This is a genomic window from Pseudonocardia sp. Ae331_Ps2 (assembly GCF_001932405.1).
Classification (GTDB): Bacteria; Actinomycetota; Actinomycetes; order Mycobacteriales; family Pseudonocardiaceae; genus Pseudonocardia.
The window spans coordinates 4,700,709-4,713,632 of record NZ_MCIM01000001.1; the positions used below are offsets into that span (position 1 = coordinate 4,700,709).

The 12,924-nt window shown below is 72.4% G+C and carries 12 protein-coding genes; 6 read left to right on the top strand and 6 right to left on the bottom strand.

Features of this window, described 5'->3' with window-relative positions; translation table 11 throughout:
* The first annotated feature begins 95 nt into the window (after positions 1–95).
* Together Ae331Ps2_RS32180 and Ae331Ps2_RS22195 are read left to right on the top strand one after the other, a co-directional pair.
* Entirely contained in the window at positions 96–362 is a 267-nt protein-coding gene (locus tag Ae331Ps2_RS32180) for a hypothetical protein (protein ID WP_075306701.1), read from the top strand.
* The gene (locus Ae331Ps2_RS22195; RefSeq protein WP_075306700.1) at positions 359–1,672 is read left to right on the top strand and encodes a CdaR family transcriptional regulator; all 1,314 of its coding nucleotides are present in this window, start codon (positions 359–361) and stop codon (positions 1,670–1,672) included. The genes Ae331Ps2_RS32180 and Ae331Ps2_RS22195 overlap by 4 nt, the downstream gene beginning before the upstream one ends.
* An 81-nt stretch (positions 1,673–1,753) precedes the next feature.
* Here the strand turns inward: Ae331Ps2_RS22195 and Ae331Ps2_RS22200 are convergent, their stop codons facing one another.
* On the bottom strand, positions 1,754–2,509 hold the full coding sequence (locus Ae331Ps2_RS22200) for an SDR family oxidoreductase (protein ID WP_075306699.1): 756 nt from the start codon (positions 2,507–2,509) through the stop codon (positions 1,754–1,756).
* Positions 2,510–2,653: 144 nt separating this feature from the next.
* Between Ae331Ps2_RS22200 and Ae331Ps2_RS22205 the strand changes: the two genes are divergently transcribed.
* The 3 genes from Ae331Ps2_RS22205 to Ae331Ps2_RS22215 are packed head-to-tail and all read left to right on the top strand — an operon-like array spanning position 2,654 to position 6,091.
* Positions 2,654–3,622, top strand: coding sequence for a fumarylacetoacetate hydrolase family protein (locus Ae331Ps2_RS22205; protein WP_075306698.1), 969 nt, complete (start codon positions 2,654–2,656; stop codon positions 3,620–3,622).
* 13 nt (positions 3,623–3,635) lie between these two features.
* On the top strand, positions 3,636–4,280 hold the full coding sequence (locus Ae331Ps2_RS22210; protein ID WP_075306697.1) for a VOC family protein: 645 nt from the start codon (positions 3,636–3,638) through the stop codon (positions 4,278–4,280).
* A 26-nt stretch (positions 4,281–4,306) separates the two neighbouring features.
* The gene (locus Ae331Ps2_RS22215; RefSeq protein WP_212611723.1) at positions 4,307–6,091 is read left to right on the top strand and encodes an FAD-dependent monooxygenase; all 1,785 of its coding nucleotides are present in this window, start codon (positions 4,307–4,309) and stop codon (positions 6,089–6,091) included.
* An 8-nt stretch (positions 6,092–6,099) separates the two neighbouring features.
* On the opposite strand, the gene Ae331Ps2_RS22220 is transcribed toward Ae331Ps2_RS22215, so the two are convergent.
* From Ae331Ps2_RS22220 to Ae331Ps2_RS22240, 5 genes are all read right to left on the bottom strand, one after another.
* Entirely contained in the window at positions 6,100–6,666 is a 567-nt protein-coding gene (locus Ae331Ps2_RS22220) for a GNAT family N-acetyltransferase (protein WP_075306695.1), read from the bottom strand.
* Between the two features lie 95 nt (positions 6,667–6,761).
* Entirely contained in the window at positions 6,762–8,654 is a 1,893-nt protein-coding gene (locus tag Ae331Ps2_RS22225) for an alpha/beta fold hydrolase (protein ID WP_075306694.1), read from the bottom strand.
* A 68-nt stretch (positions 8,655–8,722) separates the two neighbouring features.
* On the bottom strand, positions 8,723–10,399 hold the full coding sequence (locus Ae331Ps2_RS22230) for a CocE/NonD family hydrolase (RefSeq protein WP_075306693.1): 1,677 nt from the start codon (positions 10,397–10,399) through the stop codon (positions 8,723–8,725).
* Complete coding sequence (locus tag Ae331Ps2_RS22235; protein WP_075306692.1) at positions 10,396–11,127, bottom strand: CPBP family intramembrane glutamic endopeptidase; 732 nt, start codon at positions 11,125–11,127, stop codon at positions 10,396–10,398. Before Ae331Ps2_RS22235 ends, Ae331Ps2_RS22230 begins: the two co-directional genes overlap by 4 nt.
* A 183-nt stretch (positions 11,128–11,310) precedes the next feature.
* Positions 11,311–12,141 carry an alpha/beta fold hydrolase gene (locus tag Ae331Ps2_RS22240; RefSeq protein WP_075311880.1) on the bottom strand — a complete coding sequence of 277 codons (831 nt, stop codon included), beginning with the start codon at positions 12,139–12,141 and terminating at the stop codon, positions 11,311–11,313.
* A 153-nt stretch (positions 12,142–12,294) separates the two neighbouring features.
* Between Ae331Ps2_RS22240 and Ae331Ps2_RS22245 the strand changes: the two genes are divergently transcribed.
* A complete protein-coding gene (locus Ae331Ps2_RS22245) occupies positions 12,295–12,909 on the top strand; it encodes a DJ-1/PfpI family protein (RefSeq protein WP_020626138.1) in 615 nt (204 codons plus the stop codon).
* The last annotated feature ends 15 nt before the right edge of the window (positions 12,910–12,924 follow it).

Consider the following 12,924-nt stretch of genomic DNA (forward strand, 5'->3'; position numbering starts at 1 on the left):
AGCGCGCGCCCGTGGTCGGCCTCGGAGGACGCCGCGGGTCTCGGGTTCGCGACCTGACGTGCGTCCGTCGCCGTCGCCGAACCTAGGCTGGGCCCGTGAGCCGACGTTCTCGATCCACCGTCGCCCACCGGCGGGCCGCGGTCGGCCGCGCCGTCGACGGCGGCGAGGTGCCCGACACCGCGGCGATCGACGACGCTGCGGCACAGATGGTCGAGAAGATCTCGCCGGACACCTCTCGCCACATCGGCGCAGCGCTCCTGGAGCAGGGGGAGGAGCTGCTCCTGACCACGGCCGAGCGTGGGGCGACGGACCCGGACACCGGGCTCCGGTCGGTCCGGCTCCTGGCCGGGGTCGGCGCGTGAGCCCAGCAGACGATCAGGACCTCCCGGACCCGTCGTGGGTGCTGCGCCTGGCCCCTCGCGCACCTGGCGCACGGTCCCGGCCGGGGCCACCCGGGCTCGAGGCGCACCTGCCCGCCGCGGTGGCGGCCCTCGGGCCCGGTCCCGTCGACTGGGGGCTGGAGCTCGCGTCGTCGATGGTCGAGGCGATGCTGGCTGCGGTGCCCGAGCTCGACGTGCCCGACGTGATCCGCGAGCTGGAGCGCGGCAGCGTCGCGGTCGTGCTCGGGTGCCTGCTCGAGCTCCACGCGCGGGGGACGGTGACGGACTTCGAGGTGCCCGAGGTGCTGCTGGGCCCGGCCGAGCTGGTGAGCCGGGGCATCGGCATCGAGCACATGCTGCGCAGCGTCCACACGGCCCACGCGGTCGGCGTGCGAGCCATGATGGACGCGTGCGGGCGGCACGTCCCGGCCGAGCTGCGGTTCCAGGAGAGCCGGCGCGTGGCGGAGGTGCTGCTGGGGCTCACCGACTTCCTGCTGCAGGCCATGACGCAGGAGTTCGCCGAGGCTCAGGTGGCGTGGTCGGCGACGTCCTCGGCGGTCCGCCGCGAGCTCGTGCAGGAGATCCTCGCTCCCGACGGTTCCGGTGTCACGGCCGGTGACGCCAGGACCGTGCTGGGCTACGACCTGGAGGCCCACCACCTGGCGGTCGTGCTGTGGGCGGACGTGACGTCCGAGCTCAGCGCCACGCAGCTGGAGATCGGCGCGCGCTCGTTGCTGCGCGGGTCCGGTGCGACGGGCACCCTGGTGATCCCGGTGGGCCGTCGCCGCGTGTGGGCCTGGGGCTCGAGGGCCACTGCTGCCGGATTCGAGGTGACGGATGCCGACGTCCTCGATGGCGCGCGTTGTGCGCTCGGTGTCGTCGCTCCCGGGCACGAGGGATTCCGGGCCGGGCACCTGCAAGCGCTCGAGGCGGTCCGCGTCGCCGAGCTGGCGGTCCGGAACACGCGGGTCTTCCGGTACGTCGACCTGGAGCTGGTCTGCATGGCCACGCGCGACATGTCCGCCGCCAGAGCCATGGTCCGGCGTGAGCTGGGCGGGCTCGCGACGCTCGACGATCCGACGACGGAACTGCGCGAGACACTCGTGCGCTACCTCGCGGAGGAGCGCAGCCTCAACCGGTCCGCCGAGGCCCTGCACGTGGCGCGCAGCACGGTGGCCTACCGCGTGCGCCGGGCCGAGGAGCTCAGGGGAGACCCGATCGAGGTCCGACGTCCGCAGCTCCAGGTGGCACTGATGCTCGCCGAGGTACTCGGGCACCACGTCCTGGCGTGAGCCGAGGCGCGTGCGGGTGACCGGGAAGGATCCAACGACTCCGGTTCCCTGCTCGAGCTGCGCACAGGGGGAGACACGCCGTCAGTCGCGTCCCCGCCGGGCCTGCCGAGCCACGATCGCTGCCGGGGCGTGCCGTGCGAGCGTGGCCAGCAGCTTGTAGCGACGGCCCGGGATCGAGACCGCGCGCCCGCGATCGAGGTCGGCGAGCGCTGCCCGCACCACCGTCTCGACGGAGAGCCACATCCAGGGCTTGATGCCGCTCATGTCCATCTCGCCCCGCGCGTGGAACTCGGTCCGGACGAAGCCAGGGCACAGTGCGAGGACCCGGATCCCGTCCTCGCCGTAGTGCAGGTTGGCCCACTGCGACAGGTTGACCACGAAGGCCTTGGACGCCGAGTAGGTGCCCCGGGGGGTGAAGGCGGCGAGGCTGGCGACGTTGATGATCGCGCCGCCTCGACCCGCCATGGACTTCAGCGCGGCGTCCATCAGGACCATCGGCGCGCGGACGAGCAGGTCGAGCTGCCGCTCCTCGTCGGCGATGTCGATCGCGCCGAACCACGCGGCGAGACCTGAGCCGGCGTTGTTGACGAGCAGGTCTACCGGCGACGAGTCGTCGGACAACCGGTCGGCGACGGCTCGGGTGCCCTCGCGGTCGGACAGGTCCGCCACGATCGTCTCGACCTGGACGCGGTGCCGCGTCGCGAGGTCGTCGGACACCGCCGCGAGCCGCTCGGCGTCGCGGGCGACGAGGACCAGGTCCTGGCCGCGGCGGGCCAGCTCGTCGGCGAAGCCGTGACCGATGCCGGCCGTAGCGCCGGTGACGAGGGAGCGAGTCATGCGCCGACCATGGCACGGATCGGGCCGTGAGGTTTCGGTCCGACCGACGCCCTCCGGTCTTGCACTCCAGACCGATGACGGCGCGACCCCCGGTCGGCAGGCTGGGAGGACCAGCTCACGAGCACCCGTCGAAGGGACTTCCGGATGGTCACCCACCTCGCTCGCTACGTCGCCGAGGACGGCGCCGCACCGGCGTGGGGCGTGGTGCACGACTCCGCGATCGCGCCCCTGCAGGGACGGTACGAGACGACCGGCGACCTCATCACCGCCGGCGAGGACGACTGGCGCGCGCGCAGCGGCGAGACCGGCACGCTGCCCGTGGCGTCGGTGCGTGTGCTGTCGCCGGTCACCACGCCCTGCCGCGTCATGTGCCAGGGCGTCAACTACCGCGAGCACGCCGTCGAGTCGGGCATGGACCCCGACGCCCTGTCCTACAACCTCTTCTTCGACAAGACCGACGCCGCGATCACCGGACCGGTCGACCCGGTCGTGCGCCCGGCCCACGTGCGACTCCTGGACTACGAGATCGAGCTGGCCCTCGTCCTGCGCCGCCGGGTCCGCGAGAACGTGGTCGTGACGCGCGACAACCTCGCCGACTACGTCTTCGGCGTCACGATCGCCAACGACCTGTCCGCCCGTGACGTGCAGCTCCCGCAGGGACAGTTCCTCAAGGGCAAGAGCTACCGCGGCTTCTGCCCCGTCGGTCCGTACCTGGCGGTGCTCGACGCCGACGAGATCGGACTCGTCGACGAGCTCGACCTCCGACTCGAGGTCGACGGTGTGCCGCGCCAGCAGGACTCCAGCGCCCACCTCCTGCACAAGCCGGCCGAGACCCTGACCGAGCTCAGCACGTTCTGCGACCTCGACCCCGGCGACCTCCTGCTCACGGGCACGCCGTCGGGCATCACCGCGAGCTCGCCGCCGGCGATCGTCCGCCGCATCGCGACGGCCCTGCTCAGCGAGCAGCAGCTCTGGCGGGCCTTCGTCGCGCGGCAGCTGAAGCGCCCCTACCTCGAGCCGGGGAGCGTCGTGACGGCCAGCATCACCCATCCCGAGGGCCTGGTCGACCTGGGGACCCAGCGCACCACCATCGTCGGTCCGCCGGCGAGCTGACGAGAGGAACACGATGGACGCCGCCGCACGGACCGACGAGAGGACCCCCGGGGACTGGGACAAGGCCCCGGACTTCGTCGCGCACTGGGTCGTCAAGACCGCGCGGCGCCAGGAGATGATCGACTGGTACGGGAAGGTCTTCGGGGCGAGGGTCGTCCACACCGACGACGACCTGACCTTCCTGACCTGGGACCACGAGCACCACCGACTGGCACTCATCGAGGTGCCCCGCGTCCTGAAGGTGCTCTTCCCCTTCGCCCACCTGCGCCGCAAGATCTACGGGATCGACCACGTGGCGCTCCAGCTGCTCTCGATCGAGAAGCTGCTCGCCCTCTACGAGCGGCTGAAGCCGCTCGGCATCGAGCCGGTGTGGGCCATCAACCACGGCCCGACGACGTCGCTGTACTACGAGGACCCCGACGGCATCCGCCTGGAGCTGCAGGTCGACAACTTCTCGACCATCGAGGAGACGGCGGCCTTCTTCGACAGCGCGGAGTTCGAGCGGAACCCCATCGGGACCAACGTCGACCCCGACTACCTGCTCGCGCGGCTGCGCCGCGGCGACGACCCGGCCGAGCTGCTGAAGCCGGGCGCCGGTACCCCTCCCGGACAGAAGCCGCGCGCGAACAAGAAGACCATCACCTGGAAGACGCTCTGACGGTGGGCGGGCACCGTATCACGGTCGTGGGTGCGGGAGCCGCCGGTTCGTCCCTGGCACTCCTGCTCGCCCGTCGCGGGATCGCGACGACCGTGCTGGAGCGGCGGACCGAGCCGCTGCAGCACCCGGCGGCGCACGTCGTCAACGCGCCGACGCTCGAGACGTGGGAGGAGGCCGACCCCGAGCTCGCCCGGGTGGTCGCCGCCCTCAGCCCGCCGCTGGAGGAGATCACGACCATCCGGTGGGCCAGCGAACTCACCGACCCGATCGCGGACCTGGACATCCGGGGCGACGACCCTCAGGACCTCGTGCGGCTGCGGACGCTGAGCCCGTACCTGCGCTCCCACGTCGGCCAGCATCAGCTCATGCCCGAGCTGTGGGCGGCGCTGGACCGCGAGCCGTTGGTCGACCTGCGCCTCGGGGCCGTCGTGGAGGACGCGCGCGCGACCTCTGCCGGCGCGATGGAGGTCCGTGTCGCAGGCGGGACGACACCGCTCGCGAGCCGATTCGTGGTGGCGGCCGACGGCGCGAACAGCGTGCTGCGCGCCCGCGCCGGCATCGAGCTCGACGGACCGGTCCTGGCGCACATGGGCAGCGCGTTCGTCCACGCGCCCGGTCTGTACGCGCCGGGGGAGACCCGACCGCTGCTGACCTGGATCTACCGCCCTGGCTTCACCGGGGTGATGATCGCGCACGCCGATGACCACTACGTGCTGATGACGATCTACCTGCACCCCGAGCAGGAGATCGCGCGGTCCCCTCGCACGTACTGGGAGCGCACCGTGCCGTCGGTCCTCGGCCGACCCGACGCGACGATCCGCTCCACCGGCACGTGGTCCATGACCTCGCAGCTGGCGACCCGGTTCCGCGAAGGCGGGCTGCTGCTCGTCGGCGACGCCGCTCACCGGTTCCCCCACACCGGCGGGTTCGGCCTGAACAGCGGGGTCCAGGACGCCGAGAACCTCGCGTGGAAGCTCGAGGCCGTCCTCGACGGGGCCGCCGACGACTCCCTGCTCGACACCTACGAGGAGGAGCGGCGTCCCGTGATCGAGCGGTTCGCCGACTACAGCGTCACCAACCACTTCCGGCTCGACGAGGTGACCACGCCGTTCGGCGTCTCCAACGCCTCGCTGCTCGTGGCGACGAAGGGCGTGGGGCGTCCGCCGCTGTCGTGGCTGCCGGGCTCGGTCGCGGCGGGCATCGTCGAACGTCTCACGCGCCTGCAGCTCGGCCGGACGGCCGGGTTGCACCCCACGTCGCGGCGCAGCGAGCGGCTGCGCGCCCACGTCCGACGCACCGTCCCGGGCCAGATCGACCACTTCGTCGCCACCGGTCTGGAGTTCGGCTACGGCTACCGGGGACGACTCGTGGCGTCGGAGCCGGGCGGCGTCCCGATCATCGGCGACGGCGTCCGTGAGTACCGGCCGACCACGTGGCCCGGGCACCGACTTCCGCACGTCCCGGTCCTGGTGGACGGCGCCGTCGTCCCCGCCCGCCGGCTCGTGCAGCAGCGCGGACTCACGCTGCTCTCGCCGACGGCGGAGCCGTGGCGGCGGCTCGTCGACGAGCACGCCGACGATGTGCCGGTCGAGCTGGTCGTGCGGTCGATCGACCTCCCGGACGGGCTCGATCCCGAGGTGGCGCAGCGCCTGGAGATCGGCCCGCAGGGTGCTGTCGTCGTCCGCCCCGACGCTCACGTGGTGTGGCGGACCGCCCGAGGACCGCACGACGCCTGGCGGGAGCTGGCCGCCTTCCTCGCCACGTCGTGGGGGCCGTTGTGGCGCCGCACCGCGCGGGCAGCCGGGGGGTGAACACCGCGTCAGACGGTGCGGGTCACCACCCAGCGGTGCGGGGAGATCGGCCGGGTGCGGGTGAACCCGTGCCGCTCGAACACGGCCATCGGTCCGGTGTGCAGGTACGAGCCCGACACCGTGCGGTCGTCCGTCCCCTCCGGGTACCCCTCCACGACCCCGCCGCCGAGGCGGTCGATCTCGGCCAGCGCACCGCCGAGCGCGGTGTCGGCGACTCCGCGCTTGCGCAGCCCCTTCCCGGTGAAGAAGCAGGTGATGCGCCAGTCGGGCAGTCGCGTCAGCTCCTTGTCGTACCGCCGCCGGCTCTTGATCTCGGGCAGCTCGGCCGGGCTGCCGAACTGGCACCAGCCCAGACACGCGTCGCCGTCGAGCACCAGCACGTTGTGAGTGGCGCCCGAGCGGACGAGCTCGCGCTTCTCGTCCCGATTCTGCTGGGGACTACGACCCTTGCCGAGCTTGACGTGGAAGCCCATGCACCAGCACCCGCCCCAGACCCCGTTGTTCGCCTCGACCAGCGCGGCGAACGAGGGCCAGGTGTCCTCGTCCAGCATCGCGACCGTGACAGCGTTCGTCATGGCGGCCACCTTGCCAGCTCCGGTCGCTCCTCTGCCGGGTCCGTGGCCGATCGACGGTGTGATCGTCGTGGCCCTGTCGTCGCACCGCGCACGACTCAGGCGTCGGGCTCGCCGAGGTGCTCGGCGAAGTGGCGCTCGATGGCCCGGTAGAGCCGCAGCTGGTTCTCCGGGTTCTCGAAGCCGTGGCCCTCGTCCTCGGCGAGCAGGTACTCGACCGGGACCCCGCGTTCGCGCAGCGAGGCGACGATGTTGTCGGACTCGGACTGCTTCACCCGGGCGTCGTTGGCGCCCTGTGCGACCAGCAGCGGCGTCCGGATCCGGTCGACCATCGTGATGGGCGAGCGGGCCAGCAGGTCCGCGTGCTGCTCGGGGTCGTCCGGGTCGCCTCCGTAGCGGTACCAGTTGTTGACCAGGCCGAACCGCGCGAACTCCGGGACCGACCGCAGGAACTCGACGAGGTCGGAGATCCCCACGTAGTCGACCGAGGCCGCGAAGTAGTCCGGCGTGACGGTCACGGCGACCAGCGCCGAGTAGCCGCCGTAGGACCCGCCGTAGATGCCGATCCGCTCGGGGTCGGCGATGCCCTCGGCCACCGCCCAGTCGGCGGCGTCGATCAGGTCGGTGTGCATCGCCCTCGCGAGCTCGCCGATGGCCGCGGTGAGGTGCCGCCGTCCGTAGCCGGTGGAGCCGCGGAACTCGACGTGCAGCACGGCGTACCCGCGGTTGGCGAGGAACTGGGCCTGCGCGTCGTAGCCCCAGGTGTCGTGCGCCCACGGCCCGCCGTGGACCAGCACCACAAGCGGCAGCGCCTCGGGTCGCCTGCCGACCGGCAGGCTCAGGAAGCCGTGCAGCGGCAGGCCGTCGCGGGCCGGGAAGTGGACGGCTCGCATCGGTGCCAGGTCGGCCGCGTCGAGGTGCGGGTAGGGCCGGAACAGCTCCCGGCTCTCGCCCGTCTCGTGGTCGTAGAGCCAGGTCACGGCCGGTTCGCGGTCGTGGAGGAAGGTGGCGATCCAGCGGCGGCCCGCCTCGTCGGAGGACAGCGTGCCCAGCACGCCGTCGGACAGGGTGGCGAGCTGCGCGTAGACCGGGGCGAACTCCGGGTCGAGCACCTCGATGTGGCCGCGGTCGCCCACGAAGCGGGCGGCCAGCACCTCGCCGCTGCCGCGCCGGGTGAACAGGATCGGGGGCAGCCGCGGGTCGAGCGCCCCGAGGGTGTCCAGGTCGTGCCCCGCGACGGCGGCGACGACGGTCCGCTCGCCGGTCGCGTGGTCGAGCCGGATCAGCTGCAGGTCGTCACCGTCGCCGTAGGACCCCAGGAGCAGACCCCGACCGTCCGGTGTGACGTGCTGGGGGAGGACACCCACCGGGTGCTCGGCCCCGTCCGCGGTGTGGATCGGCCGCTGCCGCCCGTCCGGGTCGATCGCGAAGAACTGCCACTCGCCGTCCACCAGCCGGGAGGCGAAGACGGGCAGACCCGCCGGGTCCAGCAGCACCGTCTCCCCCGGACCCGGTTGCTCCAGGTGCAACGTGGTCTCGCCGCTCGCGACGTCGATCCGGAAGTAGTCGAAGTACAGCGGCCGCCGGTTCATCAGCACGAGGATGCTGCCGGGTACGCCCTCCAGGGGATCGACGCCGACGACCCGGGATCCCGGCGGCAACGGGGTGAGGTCGACGGCGGGCTCGTCGGGAGCGTCGAGGTCGACGCGGTAGAGGTGCCAGTCCTCGTTGCCGTCGGTGTCCTGCTCGTACAGCAGCCAGCGCGGGTCGTCGGTCCAGTGGTACTTGCCGACGCCGCGACGGGTGTCGTGGGTGACGCACACGGCGTCGGCGTGCTCCTCGTCGATCCCGCGGACCCAGACGTTGCGCCTGCCGCCCTCCGGGGCGAGGTAGGCGATCCGGGTGCCGTCGGGGGAGAGGCTCGCGCCGGAGAACTCCGGGTCGGAGAAGAACTCCTCGAGCGGGATCAGGCGGGGCTCGGTGGTGGTCACCGGGTGTGCTCCTCTCGTGGGGCGGTGTCTCCAGCAGAACCTGTGCCGTCGCGGCACGGTCAAGGACCTCAGGGAAGTCGGAAGGTCGGGGCGCCGGCCGCGGGGGTGGACGTCTGGGTGAGCCGGTAGAGTTCCATCCAGGGCGCGGGCGTCCCGGGTTGCGCGGTGTCGCGGGAGGGGTCGTCGAGCGCCAGGTCCAGCCGTCCGCCCAGCACCGTGACCCGCTGGTTCGACACCGTCGGCAGCCAGTCGTTGATCATCGGCGCGCCGGGCTGCACCGTCCCGATCTCGACGGCGAGGGCGTGCCCGGCGGGCAGCGTCCAGTCCGTCGACCGCAGCGCCAGCGTCGTCTCGCCGGGCTGGAGCAGGGAGACCTGCTGGTTGATCATGACGGCCTTGCCGTCGGGGGCGACGTCGTGCAGGCGGACCATGACGTTCCCGGTGCCCCGGGTGGTCAGTGACACCCGAGGGAAGCTGGTGAGCCGGGTGGGCCGGGCCACCGGCTCGGACCGCTGGACGTACGACGACGTCGCACCGTCGTCGGTGTACGAACCGCCCTTCAAGGGCACGGACCCGGTGCGGTCGGCCCGCGGCCAGCTCTTCTCGGCCCGCCAGGCGCCGGTGCTGTCCTCGACCAGCACGTTCGGGTAGGCGGTCGTCGGTGCGACACCCTTGAGGTACTGGTCGTAGAAGGAGAACACCTCGTCGAACCAGCCCTCGCGGCCCAGCTCCAGGCGGCCGTCGGCGGTGCGCTCGCCCCTGCGCTTGTGGTCCCACTGCCCGAGCCACGCGCGCTGTGGGCCCTGGTGGTTCGCGAGGAACTCCTGCATGCCCTCGGCGTCGGTGTTCCACTCCAGGAAGCCCTGGGTCACGAACAGCGGTGTGTCGGTGCCCTTTGCGTGCTCTGCCAGGTTCCGGATGCGCCAGGTCTCGGACTCCGGGTTCGGGTCCATGTAGGACGCCGTGTTGAGGATCGTGCACTCCGGGTGCGGCCCGGCGGGCGAGTCCCAGGCGGCGTTGGCGAGGTAGCGGGGGTCGTCGTCGGGCATCTGGGGCTGGGTGGCGAGCTGGTTGTAGATCGAGGGTACGGAGACCGTCGTGGAGCGCGGGACGCCGCCGGAGCGCATGTTGCGCTGGATGTCCCAGATGGGCTCCTGCGCGATCACGGCCTTGAGTGCCGGATGGTCCAGGTTGTTCCCGACGAGTGCGGTGATCCCGTCCATCGACTTGCCGTACATGCCCACCGAGCCCGTGGAGAAGGGCTGCGCGGCGGCCCAGTCCAGCGCCGCCCGGACGTCGGTCTGGTCGGCCTTCCCGCCGATCGCCTCGGTGCAGCCGGTGGAGCCGCCGAAGCCGCGCAGGTCCACCATCACCAAGCCGTAGCCGCGTTCGAGCAGCCTGCCCTCGGTGATCAGGTCGTCGAACCGGGCGGACGGGCCGGTGTGCGCGAAGCCCTCCACGCTCAGCTGGCCGGAGTGACCGAAGTAGGTCCCCGCGGACAGGACGAGGGGCACCTTCGCGTCCGGGGGGAGGTCCTCGGGCAGCAGGACGTCCGCGTGGAGCTCGACGCCGTCGGAGGTCGGGAAGTAGTGCTGGGTCCAGCGGGCCCCCTCGGGGACGCGGTCGTTCTCCGCGTGCGTGACGGACCGGGTGTCCGTGGCGACCGCGGCGGTGGGGGTGGGGGCGGCGCCGCACCCCGCGAGCAGCACCAGGGACAGGACACCGGCGATGAGGAGCCGCTTCACGACAGCACCACCAGACCGAGCGCGAGCGAGTGGCACACCACGTGGGCGACGACGCCGGGCCACACGGACCCGGTGCGCCGCAGCAGGACCGCGGCGATCAGGCCGACGACGACGGCGGACACGACCCCGACCGAGGCCGTGGGGAGGAAGTAGAGGACCAGCAGCGCCGCGGCGGCGGAGAACACCGCGCTGCCCAGCACGCCGACGACCGCGCCGTGGCGCAGCAGGGCCGTGGTCACCACCCCGCGGAACAGCAGCTCCCAGGTCAGCGGCAGCACCAGGCCCAGGATCACCAGGCCCAGGACCGTCGTGTTCGGCGTGGCGGTCCCCGTCGGCAGCCCCAGGCGTTCCAGGCCGAGGGTCGCGCCGACGGTCAGCCCGAGCGCGACGACCCCCAGGCCGGCCCCCGCCAGCAGCGCGGGGCCCGAGGCCCGGCGGATCCCGACGGCGCCGAGGTCGCGGAGCCGGGTCCGGGCTGCCGCGAAGAAGCCGCTCAGCGCGGCGAGGGCGGGCAGCGCCAGCAGGATCGGGTCGTACCACGGTCCCAGCGCGGCGGCCTGCGGCTCCAGCGCGATCGGGATGCGGTAGACCGCGATCCCCATGAGCACCAGGCCCGCGACGATCTCGCCCCACCCGACGAGTCCGCGCTGGCCCCCGTCCGTTCTGCGGAGGAAGGAGTCGTCGGTGAGGGGCTTCGAGGTGGGCGTGACGAGGATCGGATGCTTCATGGCTCCAGCACAGCCCGGCCAGGCGCATCTCGGCAGTCACGAGGTGTCAGTCGAGGAAGTGACACGGCGTCACTGGTGGGGACGGCCTTCTACCGAGAGGATCCGCTGGAACTCTGCCCTTCTCGCACCCCTGCTCGATCCAGCTCCGATCCGCGGCCGCGGTGCCGCACCGGAGACGCCCACTCACCGCCAGGCCGCGGCGACCACCTCCGCCACCTGCCGCGGCTGGGACAGGAACGGGGAGTGCGAGGAGGACAGTTCCACGGTGCGCGTGGCCGACACGGAGACGCCGTCGATGTCGGAGATGATCTTCCGTTGGAGCGCGGGCCGTACCAGGCGGTCGTCCGTGCAGACGAGGTACGTGTGCGGTACGGAGCCGAACCGCTCACGGGTGACCGAGATCGGCTCGGCGGCGATCCCGACCGGCGCATCGGTGCCGAGGAGGCTGATCACCGCCTGCGCGGCCTCGTGCGGGACGTCGGCGTAGAGCGCGGCACGGAGGGCCTCGCGAGAGCTCGGGTCGCCGGTGTCGATGCGCGAGGCACCGATCGCGAACGGATCCGCCTGCAGCAGGGACGTGCCGAGCTCACCCGCGTTGAGCTCGCTCGCCACGTCGGCGCCCGCCGGTCGGCCGGTGACGGGGGCGAACGCCGCGACGTAGACCAGGTGCGACACCAGGGACGGTGCCATCTCCGCGGCCAGGGTGGCGACGACACCGCCCATGCTGTGTGCGACGACGACGCTCGGCTCGCCGGAGCCGATCCTCTGCAGCTGTGCGACGAGCTTCTCGGCGGCGCTCGTCGCGGTCACGTCCGCGACACCGGACCTCTCGGCGGCGAAGGCCGATGCGTCGAACGGGCGCGTCCACCGGGCGGTGGGAGACGCCGCCTCGAGGCCCTGGCCCTGGAGGTCCACGGCCACGGCGGGTACACCGAGCCGGGCGAGTTCCGGGATGACGAGATTCCAGCTCCAGGTGCTGTGCCAGAAGCCCGGGACCAGGACGGTGTACTTCATGTCGATCATTCTCCGGGAAGTCGGGGAGTCGGGTGCAGGGTGTCGCGTCGCCGCTCCTGCCGGCGGTTCGGTCGGTACCGGGCCGCGCCGTGGTCCGGTGTTCCGGGGCACGATGAGCAGCACCTCGTCCGACGACAGGAGAACGGTGGAACGATGGCGCAGCGGACCGTGGGCATCGTGTTGTTCGACGGCTTCGAGTTGCTCGACGTGGTCGGGCCGTTGGAGTTGCTGAGCAGACGCCCCGACGAGTTCGAGATCCTGCTGCTCGGCCCGGAGGCGGGCCCGGTGTCCAGCGGACAGGGCTCGCAGATGGTGGCCGGCCACGGCTACGAGCACGCGCCGACGCCGAGCATCGTCCTCGTCCCCGGTGGCCCCGGGACCCGGAGCCTGGTCGAGGACCAGCACTTCCTGCGGTGGCTCCGGACCTGGAGCGCCGGTGCAGACCTCGTGACGTCGGTGTGCACGGGGTCGGCGCTGCTCGCCGCGGCCGGACTGCTCGACGGATACCGGGCCACGTCGAACAAGCGTGCCTTCGCCTGGGTGTCGTCGCTGCGCGGCGAGGTCGAGTGGATGCCGCGGGCGCGCTGGGTGCAGGACGGTGCGCGCTGGACCTCCTCGGGGGTGGCCGCCGGGATGGACATGACGGCAGCCCTGATCGGCGAGCTCCTCGGGCCGGCCGAGGCCGAGCGGGTCGCCTGGGAGATCGAGCTCGAGGTCCGGCAGGACCCCACCTGGGACCCGTTCGCCGTCACCGACGACCGGGGCTGACCCGCGACGCCCCGG